At 62.5% G+C, this 21,837-nt stretch carries 21 protein-coding genes and 1 pseudogene; 9 read left to right on the top strand and 13 right to left on the bottom strand.

The annotated features are described in order from the left end of the window. Positions 1-39: 39 nt before the first annotated feature. The 4 genes from LU684_RS21260 to LU684_RS21245 form a co-directional block, all read right to left on the bottom strand. Complete coding sequence (locus LU684_RS21260; RefSeq protein ID WP_016484287.1) at positions 40-510, bottom strand: inhibitor of vertebrate lysozyme family protein; 471 nt, start codon at positions 508-510, stop codon at positions 40-42. Positions 511-512: 2 nt separating this feature from the next. Next, a complete protein-coding gene (locus LU684_RS21255; RefSeq protein ID WP_003252966.1) occupies positions 513-674 on the bottom strand; it encodes a DUF1328 domain-containing protein in 162 nt (53 codons plus the stop codon). Positions 675-717: 43 nt separating this feature from the next. After that, positions 718-1,008, bottom strand: a complete 291-nt coding sequence (locus LU684_RS21250) for a hypothetical protein (RefSeq protein WP_016484286.1) — start codon at positions 1,006-1,008, stop codon at positions 718-720. Between the two features lie 174 nt (positions 1,009-1,182). Next, positions 1,183-2,004, bottom strand: coding sequence for a BON domain-containing protein (locus tag LU684_RS21245; RefSeq protein WP_023047257.1), 822 nt, complete (start codon positions 2,002-2,004; stop codon positions 1,183-1,185). Positions 2,005-2,214: 210 nt separating this feature from the next. On the opposite strand from LU684_RS21245, the gene algB reads away from it, so the two are divergent. Together algB and LU684_RS21235 are read left to right on the top strand one after the other, a co-directional pair. Then, positions 2,215-3,561: a sigma-54-dependent response regulator transcription factor AlgB gene (gene algB, locus LU684_RS21240; protein WP_016484284.1), complete on the top strand. Its 1,347-nt coding sequence runs from the start codon at positions 2,215-2,217 to the stop codon at positions 3,559-3,561. Continuing rightward, positions 3,558-5,339, top strand: coding sequence for a KinB sensor domain-containing domain (locus LU684_RS21235; RefSeq protein ID WP_016484283.1), 1,782 nt, complete (start codon positions 3,558-3,560; stop codon positions 5,337-5,339). The genes algB and LU684_RS21235 overlap by 4 nt, the downstream gene beginning before the upstream one ends. Before the next feature lie 14 nt (positions 5,340-5,353). Here LU684_RS21235 and LU684_RS21230 read toward each other — a convergent pair whose 3' ends face one another. The 7 genes and pseudogenes from LU684_RS21230 to LU684_RS21200 all read right to left on the bottom strand — a co-directional run bounded on the left by LU684_RS21230 (position 5,354) and on the right by LU684_RS21200 (position 12,571). Further along, entirely contained in the window at positions 5,354-6,952 is a 1,599-nt protein-coding gene (locus LU684_RS21230; RefSeq protein ID WP_016484282.1) for an EAL domain-containing protein, read from the bottom strand. Positions 6,953-7,156: 204 nt separating this feature from the next. After that, on the bottom strand, positions 7,157-7,945 hold the full coding sequence (locus tag LU684_RS21225) for an N-acetylmuramoyl-L-alanine amidase (protein ID WP_016484281.1): 789 nt from the start codon (positions 7,943-7,945) through the stop codon (positions 7,157-7,159). Positions 7,946-8,024: 79 nt separating this feature from the next. Continuing rightward, positions 8,025-9,941, bottom strand: a complete 1,917-nt coding sequence (locus tag LU684_RS21220; RefSeq protein WP_197889177.1) for a GGDEF domain-containing protein — start codon at positions 9,939-9,941, stop codon at positions 8,025-8,027. 27 nt (positions 9,942-9,968) lie between these two features. Then, positions 9,969-10,801, bottom strand: a pseudogene (locus tag LU684_RS21215) (endonuclease/exonuclease/phosphatase family protein). 34 nt (positions 10,802-10,835) lie between these two features. Further along, positions 10,836-11,468 (bottom strand): thiol:disulfide interchange protein DsbA, encoded by a 633-nt coding sequence (gene dsbA / locus LU684_RS21210; protein WP_016484278.1) that lies wholly within the window; start codon positions 11,466-11,468, stop codon positions 10,836-10,838. 151 nt (positions 11,469-11,619) lie between these two features. Continuing rightward, positions 11,620-12,237 carry a c-type cytochrome gene (locus tag LU684_RS21205; protein WP_016484277.1) on the bottom strand — a complete coding sequence of 206 codons (618 nt, stop codon included), beginning with the start codon at positions 12,235-12,237 and terminating at the stop codon, positions 11,620-11,622. Between the two features lie 31 nt (positions 12,238-12,268). Continuing rightward, on the bottom strand, positions 12,269-12,571 hold the full coding sequence (locus LU684_RS21200) for a c-type cytochrome (protein ID WP_016484276.1): 303 nt from the start codon (positions 12,569-12,571) through the stop codon (positions 12,269-12,271). A gap of 201 nt (positions 12,572-12,772) precedes the next feature. Here LU684_RS21200 and yihA point away from each other — a divergent pair, with 201 nt between their 5' ends. Further along, complete coding sequence (gene yihA, locus LU684_RS21195) at positions 12,773-13,405, top strand: ribosome biogenesis GTP-binding protein YihA/YsxC (RefSeq protein WP_016484275.1); 633 nt, start codon at positions 12,773-12,775, stop codon at positions 13,403-13,405. A 399-nt stretch (positions 13,406-13,804) separates the two neighbouring features. Here yihA and polA read toward each other — a convergent pair whose 3' ends face one another. After that, on the bottom strand, positions 13,805-16,552 hold the full coding sequence (gene polA / locus LU684_RS21190; RefSeq protein ID WP_016484274.1) for a DNA polymerase I: 2,748 nt from the start codon (positions 16,550-16,552) through the stop codon (positions 13,805-13,807). Positions 16,553-16,627: 75 nt separating this feature from the next. On the opposite strand from polA, the gene LU684_RS21185 reads away from it, so the two are divergent. Both LU684_RS21185 and LU684_RS21180 read left to right on the top strand, forming a co-directional pair. Next, positions 16,628-16,915, top strand: a complete 288-nt coding sequence (locus tag LU684_RS21185; RefSeq protein WP_003252997.1) for a DUF2782 domain-containing protein — start codon at positions 16,628-16,630, stop codon at positions 16,913-16,915. A gap of 69 nt (positions 16,916-16,984) precedes the next feature. Then, entirely contained in the window at positions 16,985-17,935 is a 951-nt protein-coding gene (locus LU684_RS21180) for a homoserine kinase (protein WP_232894993.1), read from the top strand. Positions 17,936-17,984: 49 nt separating this feature from the next. On the opposite strand, the gene LU684_RS21175 is transcribed toward LU684_RS21180, so the two are convergent. Next, positions 17,985-18,941, bottom strand: a complete 957-nt coding sequence (locus LU684_RS21175) for a zinc ABC transporter substrate-binding protein (protein ID WP_070086751.1) — start codon at positions 18,939-18,941, stop codon at positions 17,985-17,987. 18 nt (positions 18,942-18,959) lie between these two features. Here LU684_RS21175 and zur point away from each other — a divergent pair, with 18 nt between their 5' ends. From zur to LU684_RS21155, 4 genes are all read left to right on the top strand, one after another. Beyond that, a complete protein-coding gene (gene zur / locus LU684_RS21170) occupies positions 18,960-19,445 on the top strand; it encodes a zinc uptake transcriptional repressor Zur (RefSeq protein ID WP_102689251.1) in 486 nt (161 codons plus the stop codon). After that, positions 19,442-20,215 (top strand): zinc ABC transporter ATP-binding protein ZnuC, encoded by a 774-nt coding sequence (gene znuC, locus LU684_RS21165; RefSeq protein WP_016484270.1) that lies wholly within the window; start codon positions 19,442-19,444, stop codon positions 20,213-20,215. The genes zur and znuC overlap by 4 nt, the downstream gene beginning before the upstream one ends. After that, positions 20,208-20,990 (top strand): zinc ABC transporter permease subunit ZnuB, encoded by a 783-nt coding sequence (znuB, locus tag LU684_RS21160; RefSeq protein ID WP_016484269.1) that lies wholly within the window; start codon positions 20,208-20,210, stop codon positions 20,988-20,990. Before znuC ends, znuB begins: the two co-directional genes overlap by 8 nt. 127 nt (positions 20,991-21,117) lie before the next feature. After that, entirely contained in the window at positions 21,118-21,825 is a 708-nt protein-coding gene (locus LU684_RS21155; protein WP_232894992.1) for a PA5502 family lipoprotein, read from the top strand. The last annotated feature ends 12 nt before the right edge of the window (positions 21,826-21,837 follow it).

Here is a 21,837-nt window from a genome sequence, read left to right as displayed (position 1 = left end):
AGTCGATACCCTTTCACCGCAATACCGGCAAAAAAATGCTCAGTACCAGTTAGGGTCACGTTTGAGCTGCTCCTGCAGCATCGCCTTCATGCCGTCATCGGGTTTGCCCAGCCAGCGGTACTGCGCATGGCGAGTGGGCGATTTGTCGCTGGGCAAACCCTCGGGTACCTCCACGAGCATCCCGTAGGCATCATCCTTGTCCCAGCTGAAGGCCACGATCAGCCGCTTGTAGGTGCAGTTGTCCTGTTTTTCACACAGGGGGCCGACCAAGTATTTGTCGCCGTCTTCGGTAACGGCAGACATCTGCTGCTGGGCACTACCGGTCAGATTGACTACCCAATCGGGCAGTCGTTCCTCGCCCTTGATCGTGTCCTGCCAGGTATCCCGATACTCCGGGTCCGAGCCGAGCAACTGGTCGACCCGGACCTGGCCGTCATTGGCCGCCATGGCCGCCGCGCTGCCGCCCAGCAACAGGGCGGCGGCAAGGGCCGAACAAAGCTTCCTGCTCATCTTCAACCTCGTCCACGTCCAAAGAAGAAGGAGGCTACGAACAACACCAGGAAGACAATGAACAGGATCTTGGCGATACCCGTCGCAGCGCCCGCTATACCACCGAAGCCCAGTACGGCAGCGACAATGGCGATGATGAGGAAAGTGATAGCCCAGCTCAGCATGGTAGTTCTCCTTTCTTTTTGCGGAATCGATCGGGTCGGCAGGTCAGAAAACCCAGCGGTCCCGGGGTACGACATTTTCCAGGGTGGCCGGTGAGGCAGTGGCCTGGCCCGCTGGCAGGCGGTCAGCCGCCTGGACCAGGGTGTTGGCACGGGTTGCCTGAATTTGCGTCAACAGGGCAGTTTGAGCTGCCACCTGGTCAGCCAGACGCGCTGTCTGCCAGCTGTAATAGAAGAGGCCAGCAGCCAAGGTCAGCAGCAGCGCCATGCCAAGCGTGAGCATCTGGCGCAAAGGCAGTGCGGCGATCTGTGAGCGGTTGACGGATTGGCGGTTCATGCCGGCTCCTCCTGCTGTAATTTTTGTTCAAACCTGAACAGGTAATTGCAGCCTGCATGCCAGCCTTTTGATTTAATTAAAATCCTTATAAATCAATAACTTACATAATCATCGAGTGAACCGCGAGGACGTATCCTGCACGATGTCGCCTGCAGGGTCGTGCGAATTGCACGATCATCCCTCAACCTTGGTCGCCACCTTGAGCAGGTCGGCATCTACCCCGCGTACGCCGATGATCTGCCGGGCGATCTCCACGGCGATGGTTTTCTGCTCAGCGCTGACCACCTCACCCGACAGCCTGACCATCCCCGATTCGCTGGCCACCTTCAGGTTCAGGCCATCGAGGTTGCGGCTGAAGCGGTAGCTGCTCTGGATCTTGTCGATGATCCAGCTGTCACTCGGCTGCGGCCCGGTTGGCGCCCCCACCGGCGTTTCCCGCGCCTTGGCCATGGCGGCGGTATCGAGGCTGATCAGGTTATTGACCAAGTGCACGCCGTCGGTGGTACGCGCCACCACGCCTGCCAGCTCCTTGGCTTCGGCACTGTCGACCCTGCCGCGCAACGTCACCACGCCGTCGCTGCTCTGTACTTCTATAGGTGCTTTTTCGGTGGTGCGGCTCCACAACAGCCGGGCGCGGATCACCGCCGCCAGGGTGGCGTCCTCCAGGCGCTGGGCGTAGGCACGCTGCTCCAGCGGGCGCTCGACCAGTTGGGCATTGACCTGCAACTGGTTCTCAACGTGTTCGATGCCCCGGGTGGCCCGGGCCACATCTTCGGCCAGCTGCCGCTCGACCTCGCTCTCCACCTCACCGGAAAGCCGCGCCTGCTTGCCGTCCACTTCAACCTTTATACGGAATGGGTCGAGCATGCGGTTCAGTGTCAGGGCGGTTTGCAGGGCACCTTCCAGGCGCGCGTCCTGCACCGGGTCGGCCACGGCCGGGGTGAAAATTGGCAGCAGGGTGGCTGCCAAAACGGCAGTACGCAGGGAAAAGGGCATGGCTGTTCCTCCTTCGTAGGCAAAATCTGAAAAACATCGCAACCAATGTGCCAGTGCGTGCCTCTAAGTAAATCATTGGCAAATAGCGGTTTTTACGTATCGTTTGGCCGTTGGCTAGCATGCAAAGGACAGAATCCTTCAGAATTGACCATGCAACTTGCCCGATTTTTCCCACACTAAATAAAGATCTATCCCTAAGGAGCACAGGAAATGGAATCAGCCCAGGACAACCAAGGCCGCATTCTGCTGGTGGATGACGAGTCCGCGATCCTGCGCACCTTCCGCTACTGCCTGGAAGACGAGGGATACAGCGTGGCCACGGCCAACAGCGCCGCCCAGGCCGAAACCTTGCTGCAGCGACAGGTATTCGACCTGTGCTTCCTCGATTTACGCCTCGGTGAAGACAACGGCCTCGATGTGCTGGCGCAGATGCGTATCCAGGCCCCGTGGATGCGCGTGGTGATCGTTACCGCGCACTCGGCGATCGACACTGCGGTAGACGCGATTCAGGCCGGCGCTGCCGACTACCTGGTCAAACCGTGCAGCCCCGACCAGTTGCGCCTGGCCACGGCCAAGCAACTGGAGGTGCGCCAGCTTTCAGCGCGCCTGGAAGCCCTGGAAGGTGAAGTCCGCAAACCCAAGGACGGCCTCGACTCCCATAGCCCGGCCATGATGGCGGTGCTTGAAACCGCCCGCCAGGTCGCCACCACCGACGCCAACATCCTCATCCTGGGCGAGTCCGGCACCGGTAAGGGCGAGCTGGCACGGGCGATCCATGGCTGGAGCAAGCGTGCACGCAAAGCCTGCGTGACCATCAACTGCCCGTCGCTTAACGCCGAGCTGATGGAAAGCGAGCTGTTCGGCCATACCCGTGGCGCCTTCACCGGCGCGAGCGAAAGCACCTTGGGGCGGGTCAGCCAGGCAGATGGTGGCACGCTGTTCCTCGACGAGATCGGCGATTTCCCGCTGACCTTGCAGCCCAAACTGCTGCGCTTCATCCAGGACAAGGAATACGAACGCGTAGGCGACCCGGTCACCCGACGTGCAGATGTGCGTATTCTGGCCGCTACCAACCTGAACCTCGAAGAGATGGTGCGCGAAAGCCGCTTCCGTGAAGACCTGCTGTACCGCCTGAACGTCATCACACTGCACCTGCCACCGCTGCGCGAGCGCAGTGAGGACATCCTCACCCTGGCGGACCGCTTCCTTGCCCGCTTCGTCAAGGAATACTCCCGCCCCGCTCGCGGGTTCAGTGACGAGGCACGCTCGGCCCTGCTCAACTACCGATGGCCTGGCAACATTCGTGAACTGCGCAACGTGGTGGAACGGGCCAGCATCATTTGCCCGCAGGAACGCGTGGAAATCAGCCATCTGGGCATGGGCGAACAACCCGCCAGCAATGCCCCGCGCGTGGGCGCCGCCCTGAGCCTGGATGAGCTGGAGCGCGCCCATATCGGCGCCGTGCTGGCCGCCAGCGACACCCTGGACCAAGCCGCCAAGACCTTGGGCATCGATGCTTCAACCCTGTACCGCAAGCGCAAGCAGTACAACCTATGAAGTGGCCACCCATGAAGCTGCGCACGCGGCTTTTCCTCAGCATCTCGGCGCTGGTGACCGTGGCATTGCTAGGGCTCCTGCTGGGCCTGGTCAGCGTGCTGCAGATGGCCACAGTGCAACAGCAGCTGGTGCGTGAAACCACCCATGCCCTGGAAGTGGGCCTGAAGTTGCGCCAGAACCTGGGCGAACAGCTGACCCTGATCCTGGATGAAGACACCGCCCCGGAAAGCCTGCGGCTGCTACAGGAAAACTTCCAGGCCCTGCTCAATCAAGGGCTGGAGCAAGGCGGTGAACGCACCGGTTTCAGCAAGGCCAGCAGCAATTACCAGGCCTTCCTCCAGGCCTATCGCGACAGCGCCGCACCCGCTCGCAGCATGGGTCTCGATCAGCCGTTGGGGGCCGCATTCAACCAGGTCCGCAGCGACCTGATCGATTCCCACAAGCAGGCATTGGACCTGATTACCCGTAGCGAGGAACGCACCCGTGACCGAGCCTTGCTGGTCAGCGGTGTACTGGGCCTGATGGGCCTGGTGGTGCTGGTACTGGGCTTTATCACCGCGCACAACATCGCCCGGCGTTTCGGCCAGCCGATCGAAGCCTTGGCCAAGGCGGCCGACCAGCTGGGCAAAGGCAATTTCGACGTCACCTTGCCGGTCACTCAGGCGTCCGAGCTCAACCAGCTGACCCGTCGCTTTGGCCTGATGGCCGATGCCTTGCGCAAGCACCAGGCCACCAACGTTGACGAACTGCTGGCTGGTCAGCAACGTCTACAGGCCGTGCTCGACAGCATTGACGACGGTCTGCTGATCATCGACCGCCAAGGCCGCCTTGAGCACCTCAACCCGGTAGCGCAGCGCCAGCTGGGCTGGAACGACAGCCGCGTCGGCAGCAGCCTCGCAGAAGCCTTGCAGCGCCCCGAGCTTGAGCAACAGCTGCGCCAGGTGCTACGCGGAGGCAACCTCGACCGCCCACCTGACGATTTGAACATGGAGGTTGATGAAGAATCACGCCTGCTCACCTACAGCCTGACCCCGGTCAGCCACCCGCAGGGGCCAATCCTGGGTGCGGTGATGGTGCTGCACGATGTGACCGAGCAAAGGGCCTTCGAGCGGGTGCGCAGCGAGTTCGTGCTGCGCGCCTCCCACGAACTGCGTACCCCGGTGACTGGCATGCACATGGCCTTCGGCCTGTTGCGCGAGCGGGTAAAATTCCCGCCCGAGGCGCGCGAGAACGACCTGTTGGAAACCATCGGCGAAGAAATGCAGCGCCTGACCCAGCTGATCAACGACCTGCTGAACTTCTCGCGCTACCAGAGCGGGCTGCAGAAGCTGGACCTGGCCCCATGCTCCCTCGACGAGCTGCTTGAGCGGGCGCGACTGCGGTTTGCGGAGCAGGCAGCGCACAAGCAGATCGAATTGACCATGGAACTGGAAGCGCCGCTGCCGCGCATCCAGGCCGATGCCGCCCAGCTGGACCGCGTGCTGGACAACCTGCTGCACAACGCCGTCCGCCATACTGCCAACGGCGGGCGTATCCGCCTGCATGCCCGGCGGCATGCGGAACGGGTCATCATCAGTGTCGAGGACAACGGCGAGGGCATCGCCTATGGGCAGCAGGGGCGCATCTTCGAACCCTTCGTGCAGGTAGGTCGCAAGAAAGGCGGCGCTGGGCTGGGGCTGGCATTGTGCAAGGAGATCGTCCAGCTGCACGGCGGTCGCATGGGTGTATTTTCCCGACCGGGGCAGGGGACCCAGTTCTACATGGCGTTGCCGGTCTGAATGCGGTAACGCGCCTATACCCGCCGCGGGAGGTGCCCGCGGGTCACCAGCTCGGCAAATTGCCGGGCGTTCAGAGGCCGGGCAAACAGCCAGCCCTGGCCATAGTTGACCCCCTCGCTGTTCAGCAGCACCGCCTGGTCCTCGAACTCGATCCCTTCGGCGATCACCCGCAGGTGCAGGTCATGGGCCATGCGGATGATATGGGGGGCAACGCCGCTGCTGGCGGCATCATGGCCCAGGGCATCGATGAACGCCTTGTCGATTTTCAGGCAGTCCACCGGCAAGGTCTGCAGGTAGGCCAGGCTGCAATAACCCGTACCAAAATCGTCGATCAGCACCTGATGCCCCACGGCGCGCAGCGCCTGCAGGTTGTCACGGGCTACCACCACATCGATCAGGCCACGCTCGGTCACCTCAAAGGCAATCTGGCTGGGCGCCACTCGATGCAAGGCCAACAGGCGGGCCGCCACCCGACCAATACGCGGCACCATCACATCGCATGCCGCCAGGTTTATCGATATGTACAGTTTGGGGTGCGAGCGCAGTAGCTGCCCAAGCTGTTCAAGCACCCGTTGCAGGACAAAATCGGTGATCTGGCGAATCTGCCCGGTGTTCTCCGCCAGCGGAATAAACAAGTCCGGGCTGGTCAGGGTGCCGTCCGGTCGACGCCAGCGCACCAGCGCCTCGGCACCCACGCAACGCCGGCTGTCGAGCTCGATGATTGGCTGATAGAGCACCTGCAGCTCGCCACGGCGCAAGGCATTCTGCAACTCCGAGCTCATCGACCGTCGTTGCAGGATCAACTGGAGTACCAGCCAACCGATGCAGCAGGCCGCCAGCACGCTACCGGGGAACAGCAACCAGAGCATGCCGTTCATCCTCAGCGGCAGGCTCGCCCTCGGGGCTATCAGCACCAGCTGGTAATCCGGCGACTTGGTCGGCATTCGGTAGATCAGCCGATCACTGAGTTCCAGCAATGACTTGTGGCCGTTCGACCATGCGGAGGGCGGTGGCCATACCTGGGGCGGGCCGAGTACCGGAATGGCCCGGGCACCGTTGTCCAGCACCACCACCAGGCTGCCGCCCGGGGGCAGATCGACCACGTCGGTCAGGTGCCCGCGCGAGGTGGAGACCACGAACTTGCCCCGGCCCAGCATGAGTGCAGCCAGGTTCTCGTTGGGTTCGGTGGTGGTGTTCAACCAGTAGCTGTAGGTCGGGCCCTGAATGTCGGGTGCCCGCAGAGGTTCGAACGCCCGCTCATCGCCACGGTTGGAGCAGGCGACATCACCGTCCACATAAGCCGCTTCATAAATGAAGCGCGAGCTCAGGCCCACTTGTTGCAACGCCGCCAGCATCGCCGGGCTGCAGCCACGCAAGGGCTGCGCCTGTAATAGGTCGACCCCTTCACGCAACTGGCCAAACACTTGTTCGAGGCGGTCGAGAAATCGCTCGCCCTGGGCGTTCATCTGCTCGCTCTCGCTTTGCTTCATCTGTTGCAGGGCAATGCCAATGCTGGCAGAGAGCAACAGGGCGGCGCTGGCCAGCGCTGCCAAGGAGGCCAGCATCCAGGGACGGTAAAAAATTTGGCGCAGCAGGGTGATGATGGCTGACATCAAAGGCATCCAGTTGATAACTAAGGTATAGCAACTGAATCGAGAATCACCCTCACCGTTTGGCGCTTATCCGCAGTTTACGCAGGCCTTTGCAGGAGCGGCCTTGTCGCGAACGGGCTGCAAAGCCCCCGGGATCTCAGCTTTTGCCTGGTCACCGGGGCCGCTTTGGGGCCCGTTCGCGACACAAGGCCGCTCCTGCAGGGCTCAGCGCATGCGGTTAAGCACCTGCAGCATCGCTGCCGTCTGCGCATCCGGCATGCCGTCGAAGCGCTGAGGGCGGAAGCGCATCTGGAACGCGGCAATCACATGCCGGGTGGCCACATCCAGCACCCCGGTCTGCTCGATTTGATAGCCAAACCGCGCCAGCTCCTGCTGGTACCAGCCAATGCCTGGCGGGTTGACGCTGAAGTAGGCCTGCTGCCGCGCCACAGCGTTGGCATCCGGCCAGATACCCAGCCCGGCATCAGCCAGGCGCTTCCACGGGAACAGCGGCCCCGGGTCCAGCTTGCGCAACGGGGCAATATCGCTGTGGCCGATGATGTGCCGCGGCTCGATGTTGTTGCGTTTGACAATGTCCTTGAGCAGCGCGATCAGCGATTGCACCTGCGCTTCGCTGTAAGGGTGCCAGACCCGGCCGTTCGGTGTGTCGGTAAACCCCGGATTGACGATCTCGATCCCAATGGACGAGGAGTTCAGCCAGGTGCGCCCCTGCCACTGGCTGTCACCGGCATGCCAGGCACGGCGGTTCTCATCCACCAGTTGATACACCGTCGCCGGGCCGTCGCCGATCAGGTAATGGCTGCTGACCTCACCATGGGTAAGCAACGCCAGGGAGCGCTCCAGCGAAGCATTGGTGTAATGCAGGACAACGAACTGGATGCGGTTGTCCTGGTTGGCCGAGGGGTGGCTGCGGTCAATGCGCAGGCCCGTCGAGCAACCGGCGATAGACAACAGCAGAAAGGGGATCAGCGTTTTTTTTAGCGTAGAAAGCACGTCAGTGGCCTCAGCGAATCAGCGCTACAGTATAACGTGCTCCCCATGGCCGCGCTTACCGTGGGTCAGTGTTTGCAGGCTAGCCCTGTTCGACCAGGTTGCGGCCCTGCTCCTTGGCCCGGTACAGCGCCGCATCGGCGCGCTTGAGTACCTGGTCGGCGCGCTCCCCGGAGCGAAACGCAGCCAGGCCTATGGAGGTGGTAATGACCACCCGCTCGCCCTTGAAGTGGAACGGGCAGGCTTCCACCGTGGCCCGCATGACTTCCGCCACTTGGGCAGCGGCAGCCGGCGACCTCTGAGGGAGCAGCAGGACGAATTCCTCACCACCGAAACGGGCGATGAAGTCACGACCCTGCAGGCGCTTGCGTAACTGGTCCGCAACAATCTTCAGTACCTTGTCACCCGCCAGGTGCCCATAACTGTCGTTGATGCGTTTGAAGTGATCCAGGTCGAGGATAGCCATGGCCAGATGGCCGCCGTTCTCTTGCCATTCGACCATTTCGCGCTCTACCCGCTCACTCCAGGCCGCGCGGTTGGGCAGGCCGGTGAGGGGGTCAAGCAGGGCTTTCTGGCGCTGCTCTTCCAGGTGCTCGCGGTAACCGAGCGCTTCGTGCTCCATGTTTGCCACCCGCTCGGACAGGCCTTGCAGGCGCCCCGCCAGCTCTTGCTCGCGGCGATCCCGTTCGTGCTTGTGCTCGTCCATGGTGACCAGCAGGCCTTCCAGGCGGTTTTCCAGGATGTGCTTGAGGCTATCGACGTCAGCGGCGCCCTGCACACTGGTTTGCAACCCATCGACATGCTCACGCAACTGGGTATCCAGCTCGCGAGCGGCAAAGCTGTTGTCGGCGTGGCCGGCGCTGGCCTCGTGCAGGTGGCTCTGGAACCCTTCCAGGCGCTCATTGAGCTGTTGCAGATAAGTTTCGAATTCGTGCTGGCCACTGTCAGTGATCGCCAGCATGAGCACGGCAAGGTCATCCAGCACCGGGATCAGCTCGTACCAGTTCAGGCCACGGGCAACTCGCTCGCGCATTTCCAGCGCCTGAGCCTTGTGCCGTTCGGGCAGGCTCAGGTCATCGAGCAGGCCGATCAGGGTCTTTTCGATGTGCGCCGCAACCTGGCTGTACGGCGGTTCAACCGCGTAGGGCAGGGCATAGGGGCCGTCTTCGCCGAAGGTTTCTTCGAGCGTGGGTGCCGGCTGTGCTTCTGCCAGAGGTTCGCTGACGTCAGCCCCCAGCTCGGGCGCATCATCCTGCGGCGGCTGGGCGGCTGGTGTTTCAATTGTTTCGATCAGCGCCGGGCCAGACACCTCCCGATCCGGTTCGGGCAACCCGATCGCTTCGGCGGCCGAAGCGGAAAGCGGTTGCAGCGCATCCACATCGTCACGCTGCGGGGCTTCGGTACTGGCCTGTACAGCCTGGGGCGCCTCAGCAACAGGCACCGGCACCGGCACCGGCTCGCCTTGTGGGTCGTCCTCACGGCTGCCAAACAACCGTTGCAAAAAGCCGGGCCGGGCTTCGTCCGCCTGTTTGCCAAGGGCCGACAGTGCAAGCCCCTGCAGGCCGCTCAGCTCGCCCAACAGCGGCGGCAGATCGCGGGACTGGGCAACCCCACCATCGAGTTTTTTTGCCAGCTTTTTCAACGGCCGCGAGATATCGCTGGGCAGCGGTAAGCCTTGCAGCTGGCCGACCAGCGCGGCCAACGCATCGCTGACCTGATTCATGCGGGTTTCCCGGCGCTGTTCGGAGTCCAGCACCGCTCTTTCCAGGCGCGGAATCAACCCGGCGAGGCCAGCATCCATGTTGTCGCTGCGAATAACCTCGCGCATCTCCTTCATGCACGCGTCCACCACCTTGTCACTGCCTTCGGCAGCCAGGGTGCTGCGCACCAGACCACGACGCAGCAGGTCGAGACGGGCGTCCCAGCGGCGTTCGAGCTTTTCTTGCTGCTCGATGCTTTTAAGGTATTTTTCTTTCCAGCGCTCAGCGTCTTCAGTCATGCCGGGGTCCGCAAACGGTGATGGCAATTAGCTCAAGGCCGGCAGCGTATCCACAGTCAATGCATCAGGCAATCGAATCTCGACAGCAACGGGAAGGTGGTCGGAAATTGGCCGCGCCAACACCTCGACACGCTCCAGCGTGAGGCTTGGGCTGAGCAGAATATGGTCCAGGCAACGCTGCGGACGCCAGCTGGGGAAGGTTGCCTCGACTTGCGGGGCAATCAGGCCCAGATCGCGCAACGGCGAGTGCTCCAGCAGGTCGGCGGCATGGGTATTCATGTCGCCCATCAGCACCTGGTGGCGGTAACCGCCAATCAGCTCGCGGATGTAACCCAGTTGCAGGGCGCGGGTCTTGGCTCCTAGCGCCAAGTGCATCATCACCACGATCAGGGCGTCTTCACCTTCACCAAAACGCACCAGGATCGCCCCACGGCCGGCCGGGCCGGGCAACGGGTGATCTTCGAGCAGTTGCGGCTTCAGCCGGCTGAGAACGCCATTGCTGTGCTGGGCAAAACGCCCAAGGTTGCGGTTGAGCTGCTGATACCAATAAGGGAAGGCCCCCAGTTGGGCAAGGTGTTCGACCTGGTTGACGTAGCCCGAGCGCATGCTGCCACCGTCGGCTTCCTGCAAGGCCACCAGGTCGAAGTCGGCCAGCAATTCACCAATCTTCTGCAGGTTGCCGGCACGCCCGTTGTGCGGCAGCAAGTGCTGCCAGCTGCGGGTCAGGTAATGCCGGTAGCGCTCGGTGCTGATGCCGACCTGAATGTTGAAACTGAGCAGCCGCAGTCGACCATCCTCGGGCAGGCCGGAGGCCTGCAGGTGATGCTCGTTGACCTGCGGCTGGTGCAGGCCAATGCCACGCGTGGTTCTGAAGCGGGGCATGGGTTACGCCGCCTACTTGGCGGCGCGCTCCTTGGCGATCAGTTGGTCGGCGACGTCCAGCACCTCTTTCGGCCCGCCTGCGGTACCCAGGTCGAAGCGGTACTTGCCGTTGACGACCATGCTCGGTACGCCGGTGATTTCATACTTCTTCGCCAGTTCCTTGGCCTGGTTGACCTGGCCCTTGATGGCGAACGAGTTGAAGGTGGCCAGGAACTTGTCCTTGTCCACACCTTGGGTGGCGAGGAAGTCAGCCATGTCCTGCGGGTCGGTCAGGCGCTTTTTCTGGTTCTGGATGGCGTCGAACACCGCGGCGTGCACCTTGTGCTCGACGCCCATGGCTTCGAGGGTCAGGAACATCTGGCCATGAGCGTCCCATGGGCCGCCAAACATGGCCGGTACGCGCTTGAAGTTGACATCCTGTGGCAGTTTTTCAACCCAGGGGTTGATGACCGGCTCGAAGTGGTAGCAATGTGGGCAGCCGTACCAGAACAGCTCGACCACTTCGATCTTGCCAGGCACGGAAACCTGAACAGGGTTGCTCAGCTCGAAGTATTCCTTGCCAGCAACAGGCTCGGCGGCCTGGACGGCAGTCATACCAAATACGCTGGCAGCGACCAGCGCGGCGCTGAGAATCAGTTTACGCATGCTTTACTCCTGAGCAGTCATAGGTCGCCACGACCCTACCTGCACTGAGACAGGCCGGGAAGGGGTCGAGTTCTGTAGTGTAACGGCTGCGGACTGAAAAAAGGGCGGCCCGGCCGCCCTTTCATCATTGGCCTACAACATTAACCGAAAGTTAATGCAGGCCCTGGATGTAGCTGGCCAACGCCTCGATGTCGTGGTTGCTCAGCTTGCCGGCAATGGTGCGCATGGTCATGGCATCACCATCGTTGGTGCGGTTGCCTTCGCGGAAGTCCGTGAGCTGCTTGGTCACGTACTGCGAGTGCTGGCCGCTCAGGTGCGGGAAGCCGGCCAAAGCAATACCTGCGCCGTTGGGGGAGTGGCAACCGGTGCAGGCAGGCATGCCTTTCTCCAGGTCGCCGCCATTGAACAGCGCACGGCCACGTTCGACCAGCTTGGGATCGGCGGCACCCACGCTGCCTTTCTGGCTGGAGAAATAGGCGGCGATGTCGGCAAGGTCCTGGTCGTTGAACGCGGCCAGCATGCCGGTCATCTCCAGCACCGTGCGCTTGCCCGACTTGATATCGTGCAGTTGTTTTTCAAGGTAACGCTGGCCTTGGCCGGCCAGTTTAGGGAAGTTCGGTGCCAGGCTATTGCCGTCGGGGTTGTGGCAGGCGCCACAGACGGCCGTCTTGGCCTGACCGGCGGCGGCATCGCCCTTGACAGTTTGCGCAGCAGTGGCCGCACCTGCGACACCCAGGGTCAACAGCAGACTCACGACTAGTTTGTTCATCAGCTAATCCAACACGGCTAAGGGTGAAATGTTATGTATCGGGACTGCCGCTCATCCAAAGGATGACCAAACGGTAGTCCTCGGCACTGCAGTCCATGCACAATCCACGCGGCGGCATAGCCTTGAAACCCTGGGTCACGTGCTTCACCAGTACATCCATGCCTTGCGCCAGCCTTGGCTCCCATGCTGCCCGGTCACCCTGTCTGGGTGCCTGTGGCAACTGCCCGGTGTGACAGGCCGCACACGTGCGGTTGTACAACACCTCGGGATCCTGTGTAGCCTGTGCGCTGAAAACCGGCAGGAACATACCGACAGCAAGCAGCCATTTCGCCATGCGGAACGACCTTCAGGGTTGGGGGCCGCGCTGCGTTCTGATGCGCGAGCTATTGTTCGACACCCCATGCCCGTTCTCCTTCGCTGGGAGAATGAGCACACAAAAACTGGGGCATTATATACTTCCGCCATCCAAACGGAAACGACACCGCTTGCCAGGCTCGGGCCTTCAGAGTCAGGCAACACCCACATCGGATATCCCATGCAAGTCAAGAACCCCATCCTCGGCCTCTGCCAGAAAGCCACATTCGCCCTCAGCGCTGCCAAGGTCGAACAATGCCCGGACGACCAGGGTTACGAGGTGGCTTTTGCCGGCCGCTCCAATGCCGGCAAATCCAGCGCCCTCAACACCCTGACCCATGCCAGCCTGGCGCGCACCTCGAAAACCCCCGGGCGCACCCAACTGCTGAATTTCTTCAGTCTGGACGATGAACGGCGTTTGGTCGACCTGCCGGGCTACGGTTATGCAAAAGTGCCGATCCCGCTCAAGCAACACTGGCAAAAACACCTGGAAGCCTACCTGGGCAGCCGTGAGTGCCTGCGCGGCGTGATCCTGATGATGGACGTGCGCCACCCGATGACCGACTTCGACAAAATGATGCTCGACTGGGCCAAGGCCAGCCATATGCCCATGCATATTCTGCTGACCAAGGCCGACAAGCTGACCCACGGCGCGGGCAAGAACACCCTGCTGAAAGTGCAGTCGGAAATCCGCAAGGGCTGGGGCGATGGCGTGACCATCCAGCTGTTCTCGGCACCCAAGCGCCTGGGCGTGGAAGACGCCTACCGCGTGCTGGCGGGCTGGATGGAGCTGGAAGACAAGCCTGCTGTTTGAGGGCCCTATCGCCGGCAAGCCAGCTCCCACAGGTTCAACACAGGCCTCAAGGGAAGTGATACCCCTGTGGGAGCTGGCTTGCCGGCGATGAGGCCGGTACGGTCGACCCAAATTCCGGGCAAAAAAAACCCCGGACTTCGTATGGGGAGGGGGAAGTTCGGGGTCCAAGTCCGGACCGCTAGGGCGGGGTCCAGATATCTGCCAACACTTAACACAACATAGGAGCATCGAAGGGCTTCACCAGCCATTCAGTTACTCTGAGTTCCGCTTCACCGGTTTAGTTCCGAAGCCCTGAAAACTATTTGCGATAGTTTCATGAAACTTCCGTACCGACGGCACTGAGCCGTGCCAGGATCCGCGTCACTACGCCGCAGATCCTACACAGCTTTCCGCGCTCAATCAGTGAGCTTCGTCCCAATTCGCACCAATTCCTGCCTCCACCAGCAGCGGCACATCCAGTTGTGCGGCCTGGCTCATGTGCTGGCGAATTTCATCTTTCACCTGCTGCACCAGGTCCTCACGCACCTCCAGGACCAATTCGTCGTGTACCTGCAGGATCACCCGGGCATCCAGCCCGCTCTCGCTCAGCCAGTTATCCACATTGACCATGGCCCGCTTGATGATATCGGCGGCAGTGCCCTGCATCGGCGCGTTGATCGCCGTACGCTCCGCGCCTTTGCGCAGGGCCGGGTTCTTGGCGTTGATGTCTGGCAGGTACAGGCGGCGGCCGAACAGGGTTTCGACAAAGCCTTGCTCGGCGGCCTGGGCACGGGTGCGCTCCATGTAGGCCAGCACGCCCGGATAGCGGGCGAAGTAGCGGTCGATGTAGTCCTGCGACTGCTTGCGGTCGACACCGATCTGCTTGGCCAGCCCAAAGGCGCTCATCCCGTAGATAAGGCCGAAGTTGATGGCCTTGGCTTTACGGCGCTGGTCGGTGGTGACGTCTTCCAGGGCCACACCGAACACTTCCGCCGCCGTTGCCCGGTGCACATCGAGGTCGTTGCGGAAGGCGTGCAGCAGGCCTTCGTCCTTGGCCAGATGAGCCATGATGCGCAGTTCGATCTGCGAATAGTCCGCCGCCAGCAGTTTGTAACCCGGGCTGGCAATGAACGCCTGGCGAATACGCCGGCCTTCGGCAGTACGAATCGGGATGTTCTGCAGGTTCGGGTCGCTCGACGACAGCCGGCCGGTGGCTGCCACTGCCTGCTGATAGGAGGTATGGATACGCCCGGTGCGGGGGTTGATCTGGCCCGGCAGCTTGTCGGTGTAGGTGCTCTTGAGCTTGCTCAGGCTGCGGTACTGCATCAGTACCTCAGGCAGTGGATAACCGAGCAAGGCCAGCTCATCGAGCACGGCTTCGGCAGTGGATGGCTGGCCCTTGGCGGTCTTGCTCAGCACCGGCATGCCTAGCTTGTCGTAAAGGATCGCGCCCAGCTGCTTGGGTGAACCGAGGTTGAACTCTTCACCGGCCAGCGCGTAGGCGCGCTGCTCCAGTTCGGCCATCTTCACGCCCAGTTCACCGCTTTGCACATGCAGCAGCGCAGCATCGACCAGCGCTCCCTGGCGTTCGATCTTGGCCAGCACCGGCACCAGCGGCATCTCGATGTCCATCAGCACCGGCTGCAGGCTAGGCGTCTGTGCCAGGCGCGCCTGCAACGCCTGGTGCAGGCGCAGGGTAATGTCGGCGTCTTCGGCAGCGTAGGGGCCGGCCTTGTCCAGGTGGATCTGGTTGAAGGTCAGCTGCTTGGCGCCCTTGCCGGCGATGTCCTCGAAGGCAATGGTGGTGTGGTCGAGGTACTTCTGCGCCAGGCTATCCATGTCATGACGGGTGGCGGTGGAGTTCAGCACGTACGACTCGAGCATGGTGTCGTAGGCCACGCCACGCATTTCGATGGCGGGTGAGCCATTGGCGAGGATGTTGATGTCGTACTTGGCGTTCTGCCCGACCTTGGCCTTGGCCGGGTCTTCCAGCAACGGTTTCAGTGCCAGCAATACGGCCTCACGGTCCAGCTGGGCCGGTGCACCTTCATAGTCGTGGGCCAACGGCACATAAGCCGCCTCATGGGGCGCGACAGCGAAAGACAGGCCAACCAGCTGCGCCTTCTGGGCGTCAAGGCCGGTAGTTTCGGTATCGAAGGCGAACAGCGGCGCCTGGCGCAGCTTTTCCAGCCAGGCTTCAAAACGGGCTTGGTCAAGAATGGTTTCATACTGCGGCTCGACCTTGGCTGCCGGCTCTTCGACCGGCGCAACGTCATCGCCAGCCCTTGCGGCATCACGCTGCACCTCGGCAACCCAGCTCTTGAACTCCATCTCGGTGTACAACGCCAGCAAAGCCTCGCGATCAGGCTCACCGCAGACCAACGCCTCGACCTCGACATCCAGTGGCACGTCTACCTTGATGGTAGCCAGCTCGTAGGACAGGAACGCCGCATCGCGGTGTTCCTCCAGCTTGGCCGGCAGGGTCTTGGCACCGCGAATGGCCAGTGCCGGCACCTTGTCCAGATTGGCGTACAGGTCGCTGAGGCCGCCGCCGATACCGGTCAGCAGGCCCACAGCGGTTTTTTCGCCAACGCCGGGTACGCCGGGGATGTTGTCGACCTTGTCGCCCATCAGCGCCAGGAAGTCGATGATATGTTCCGGGCCGACGCCAAATTTCTCGTGCACGCCAGCCACGTCCAGCACGCTACCGGTCATGGTGTTGACCAAGGTAATGTGCCCGTCCACCAGCTGCGCCATGTCCTTGTCGCCGGTCGAGATGATCACCGGGCGGCCCTGGGCGGCGCTGCTGCGCGCCAGGGTGCCAATCACGTCATCAGCTTCGACACCCTCGACGCACAGCAGCGGGTAGCCAAGTGCCCGCACGCTGGCATGCAGCGGCTCGACCTGCACCCGCAGGTCGTCAGGCATGCTTGGGCGGTTTGCCTTGTACTCTGCGAACATGGCATCGCGGAATGTGCCGCCCTTGGCGTCGAATACCACCGCGAACAAGCTGTCCGGGTACTGCTTGCGCAGGCTCTTGAGCATGTTCAGCACACCCTTCACCGCACCGGTCGGCATGCCCTTGGATGTGGTCAGTGGCGGCAGCGCGTGGAAGGCGCGGTACAGGTAGGAGGAACCGTCCACCAGGACGAGGGGGGCTTGGCTCATGAGCAGAATCAACCTTTTCGACGGGTCCGGCGCTAGAATAGCCAGAATCATTGACGACAAAGGGACTAGGTTATCATGCGTACACTCAATCGCCTGTTACTGCTCGGCCTGTTGGCAACCACGCCAGTCGTCACCCTGGCGGCGGACGACGCCCCCTCGGCCGATCCCGAGGTGACCATTCGCACGGAAGGCGACAAAACCATCCAGGAGTACCGGCAGAACGGGTTCCTGTATGCGATCAAGATCACGCCGAAAAACGGCAAGCCTTATTTTCTGGTGCGCGCTGATGGCACTGATGCCAATTTCATTCGATCCGACCAGCCGGACATGCTGATTCCGTCCTGGAAGATTTTCGAGTGGTAATCTGACGCGCACCGTTCACATCAACCCGGCGCTTCCCGGCGGAAGTGCCCGTATGGGCAAATTTTCATCATGTCAGTCTTCACCCCCGTGACCCGGCCTGAGCTGGAAACCTTTCTGGCACCGTATGAGCTGGGCCGTCTGCTCGACTTCCAGGGCATTGCCGCCGGCACCGAGAACAGCAATTTCTTCGTCAGCCTCGAACAGGGGGAGTTCGTCCTGACGCTGATCGAGCGTGGGCCAAGCGAAGACATGCCGTTCTTCATAGAACTGCTAGACACCCTGCACGACGCTGACATGCCGGTGCCCTATGCCGTTCGTGACCGCGACGGCAACGGCCTGCGCGAGCTGTGCGGCAAGCCGGCGTTGCTGCAGCCACGGCTGTCGGGCAAGCACATCAAGGCGCCCAACAACCAGCACTGCGCCCAGGTCGGCGAGCTGCTGGCGCACATTCACCTGGCCACCCGCGAGCACATCATCGAGCGCAAGACCGACCGTGGCCTGGACTGGATGCTGGCTTCGGGTGCCGAGTTGTTGCCACGCCTGTCCGCCGAGCAAGCCGCACTGCTGCAGCCGGCGCTGCAAGAGATCAGCGCGCACAAGGCGCAGATCCTGGCTTTGCCGCGGGCCAACCTGCATGCCGATCTGTTCCGCGACAACGTGATGTTCGAAGGCACCCACCTGACCGGTGTGATCGACTTCTACAACGCCTGCTCCGGGCCGATGCTGTATGACATCGCCATCACCGTGAACGACTGGTGCCTGGACGAGAAGGGCGCAGTGGATGTACCGCGTGCCCAGGCACTGCTGGCAGCCTATGCGGCGCTGCGGCCGTTCACTGCCGCCGAAGCCGAGCTGTGGCCGGAAATGTTGCGGGTAGGTTGCGTGCGCTTCTGGCTGTCGCGCCTGATCGCGGCCGAATCGTTTGCCGGGATGGATGTGATGATCCACGACCCGAGCGAGTTCGAAGTGCGCCTGGCACAGCGCCAGCAAGTGGCCTTGCACCTCCCGTTCGCCCTCTAGACCCCGTCTGCCTCTTCGCGGGCATGCCCGCGAAGAGGCCGGTACAGGCTTACAGCTGTTCCAGGCACCCCGCCAGCTCACCACCCAGCTTCTCAAGCAAGCGCTCATACCCTTTGCCATCCACCGGGTCGGTACCGCCTAGTGCATCCAGCTCGGCCAGACGCACCGGCAGCCCGGCAGTCAGGGTCTCGGCCAGGCGCGGTCGCAATGGCGGTTCGCTGAACACGCACGTCTTGCCCACTTCCTGCAGGCGCTTGCGCATGGCCGCTACATGTTGCGCCCCAGGCTGCACCTCGGACGCCACGCTGAACACGCCGGCGTGCTTCAAGCCATACTCAGCTTCGAAATAATCGAACGCTTCGTGGAACACGAAGTACGGCTTGTCGGCAATACCGGCCACCCGCGCCTTGATACGCTCATCCAAAGCATCCAGGCGTTCGTCGAAGGCCTTGAGGTTGTTTTGGTAGCGGGCAGCATTAGCCGGGTCGACCTGGGCCAGGTCAGACGCCATTTTTGCCGCGATTACCCGCGCGTTGACCGACGATAGCCACAAATGAGCATCCAGGCTGCCCGGGCGGTGATCGTGGTCATGATCGTCGTGATCCTCTTCCTCATGGGAATGGCTGTCCTCACCAAAGTGGCGCAGCTTCATGCCGGTCAGCGACTGCACAGCCACCGTCGCCTTGCTACGGCTCGCCAGTACCCGAGGCAGGAAATTCTCCATGTCCGGGCCGATCCAGTACAGCAGGTCGGCATCACCTACCCGCCGCACATCGGAGGGGCGCAATGCATAGTGGTGCGGCGAGGCACCTGGCGGCAGCAATACGTCAGGGCTGCCTACGCCATCCTGCACGGCGGCGGCAATCTGCTGCAGGGGCTTGATACTGGTGAGCACACGCACATCGGCGTGAGCGGAAAATGCGATGAAAGCGACAAACAGAGCTAGGAATCGGGACACGGTGGATACTCGAGTCGTCAGAAACAGGTAACATAATAACGTCTCCATCCAGAACCGTCGCTGCCCATGTCCATCACGCCGCTGGCCAACCGTCCTCACGATCACTCCCATTGCGTACACAGCGCACTGTCTGAAGCCGACGCCTTGTGCACCCGCCAGGGCCTGCGCCTGACTGCGCTACGCCGCCGTGTGCTGGAGCTGGTGTGGCAAAGCCACAAGCCGCTGGGCGCCTATGACATTCTCGCCGTGCTCAGCGAGCAGGACGGCCGACGTGCCGCCCCGCCCACGGTATACCGCGCGCTGGATTTCCTGCTGGAAAACGGCCTGGTCCACCGCATCGCCTCGCTCAACGCCTTCATCGGCTGCAGCCACCCCGAGCACGTGCACCAAGGCCAGTTCCTTATTTGCCGGGCCTGCCATGTGGCCATCGAGCTGGAGCAGAGCAGCATCAGCGAGGCCATCATCAGCAGCGCCAAAGGCGTGGGCTTTGCGGTCGAGACCCAGACCGTGGAAGTGGTCGGCCTGTGCGGCAGCTGCCGGAGCGCGGCATGAGCGATGCCCTGATCCGTCTTGAGCAGGTCGGCGTCACCTATGGCGGCGAGGCGGTGCTCGACAGCATCGACCTGTCGGTCGCCCCCGGCCAGATCGTCACCCTGATCGGCCCCAACGGGGCGGGCAAGACGACCTTGGTCCGTGCCGTACTCGGGCTGCTCAAGCCGCACCGCGGCAAGGTATGGCGCAAGCCGAAGCTGCGCATTGGCTACATGCCGCAAAAGATTCAGGTCGATGCCACGCTGCCGCTGTCGGTGCTGCGCTTTTTGCGCCTGGTGCCCGGCGTAGACCGTGCAGCAGCCTTGTCGGCGCTACAGGAGGTAGGCGCCGAACAGGTCATCGACAACCCGATCCAGACCATTTCCGGCGGCGAGATGCAACGCGTGCTGCTGGCCCGCGCCCTGCTGCGCGAACCCCAGTTGCTGGTGCTCGACGAGCCGGTGCAGGGCGTGGATGTGGTCGGCCAGACCGAGCTGTACAACCTCATCACCCGCCTGCGTGATCGTCATGGTTGCGGCGTGCTGATGGTGTCCCACGACCTGCACCTGGTAATGAGCGCCACCGACCAGGTGGTATGCCTGAACCGTCACGTGTGCTGCTCGGGTCACCCCGAGCAAGTCAGCGGCGACCCGGCGTTCGTCGAGCTGTTCGGCCAGACCGCGCCAAGCCTGGCCATTTACCACCATCACCACGACCACAGCCACGACCTGCACGGTTCGGTGGTCGCCCCTGGCACCCATGTTCACGGAGAGCACTGCAAGCATGGCTGATTTTCTTCTCTACGCCCTGCTTGCCGGTTTGTCCCTGGCGCTGGTGGCTGGCCCGCTGGGCTCCTTCGTGGTGTGGCGACGCATGGCCTATTTTGGCGACACGCTGTCCCACGCGGCCCTGCTCGGCGTGGCCCTGGGGTTCGCCCTGGATGTCAGCCCGACGCTGGCAGTTACTATCGGCTGCCTGTTGCTGGCGATCCTGCTGGTCACCTTGCAGCAACGCCAACCGCTGGCCTCCGATACCCTGCTCGGCATTCTCGCCCCCAGCACCCTGTCGCTGGGCCTGGTGGTACTGAGTTTCATGCACGACGTGCGCATCGACCTTATGGCCTACCTGTTCGGCGACCTGCTGGCCATCAGCACCACCGACCTGGCCTGGATCCTCGGCGGCAGTGCGCTGGTGTTGCTGCTACTCGCCGCGCTGTGGCGGCCGCTGCTGGCGGTTACCGTGCACGAAGAACTGGCCATGGTCGAAGGCCTGCCGGTGGCCGGCTTGCGCCTGGCATTGATGCTGCTGATTGCGGTGGTGATTGCCGTGGCCATGAAGATCGTCGGTGTGCTGCTGATCACCTCGCTACTGATCATCCCTGCTGCTGCGGCGCAGCGACACGCCCGCTCCCCCGAGCAGATGGCCCTGGGCGCCAGCTTGCTGGGCGTCACCGCCGTCTGCGGTGGCCTGGCCATGTCCTGGTTCAAGGATACCCCCGCTGGCCCGTCGATCGTGGTCTGCGCGGCGGTGCTATTCTTGCTGAGCCTGGCCCTGCCGAAACGCTGAAAGACAGGGCGTGTGCAGGCACGCCTTGCAACCTTTTGCCGGGTAAAGGGTCTGTAAGACCTGTTTTCGAGCGTGCGCACCTGGGTGTAGACTTGCTCGCTTTTTGCGCAAATAGAGAGTCGCAGGAATGAAGCCGTTCGCCTCCCGTTATCTGCTTGTTGCCGCGTTTTCCCTGTTCCTGGGTGCCTGCTCCAGCGCGCCGGTCGAACAGGCCACCGCACCTGCCCAAGCCGATGCCTGGCAGCAGTTGCAACAAAACATCGCCAGCAACGAACTGGCCACCGCCGAAGACCAGCTTGCAGCCCTGCAGGCTCAGTCGCCCGACGACGCACGCCTGGAGCAATACCAGCGTCAGTTGGCCGAAGCCTACCTGCAACGCAGCCAGATCGTCTTGCAAAAGGGCGATGTGAACGCAGCGGCTACCGCCCTGGCCCGCGCCCGAGCTCTGATGCCACAAGCCCCGGCCGTGACCGGGGGCGACCCCCTGACCCAGGCACGCAAGGCCGAGCTGGAAAAAGCGGAGGCTGCCTTGAAAGCCGCCGAATCCAAGCCCCAGGCACGCCTCATTGACCCAACGGCGCCAAGTACGGTGGTGGCCTTGAAGACCACTGACAGCCGTGCCATGCGCCGCCAGCTCGATGACATTGCCGCCGATGTGGTGAGCTATGACTGCGAAGTGGTGTTTCAGGTGCCGCGTACCGACGATGCGCAGTGGCTGAAGACCTTGCTGGAGAAACGCGTGCGCAAGATCGACAGCGGGTTCGAGCTGAAGCAGAAGCATGAAATCCAGCGCTCGCTGCCGGCGCAGGTGGTTCTGGTTCCGCACCAGCATTGAGAATCTGGGGGC

Origin of the sequence: Pseudomonas sp. NMI542_15, assembly GCF_021283425.1 — a bacterium.
Taxonomy (GTDB): domain Bacteria; phylum Pseudomonadota; class Gammaproteobacteria; order Pseudomonadales; family Pseudomonadaceae; genus Aquipseudomonas; species Aquipseudomonas fortuita.
This window is presented reverse-complemented; position numbering and strand designations above follow the sequence as displayed.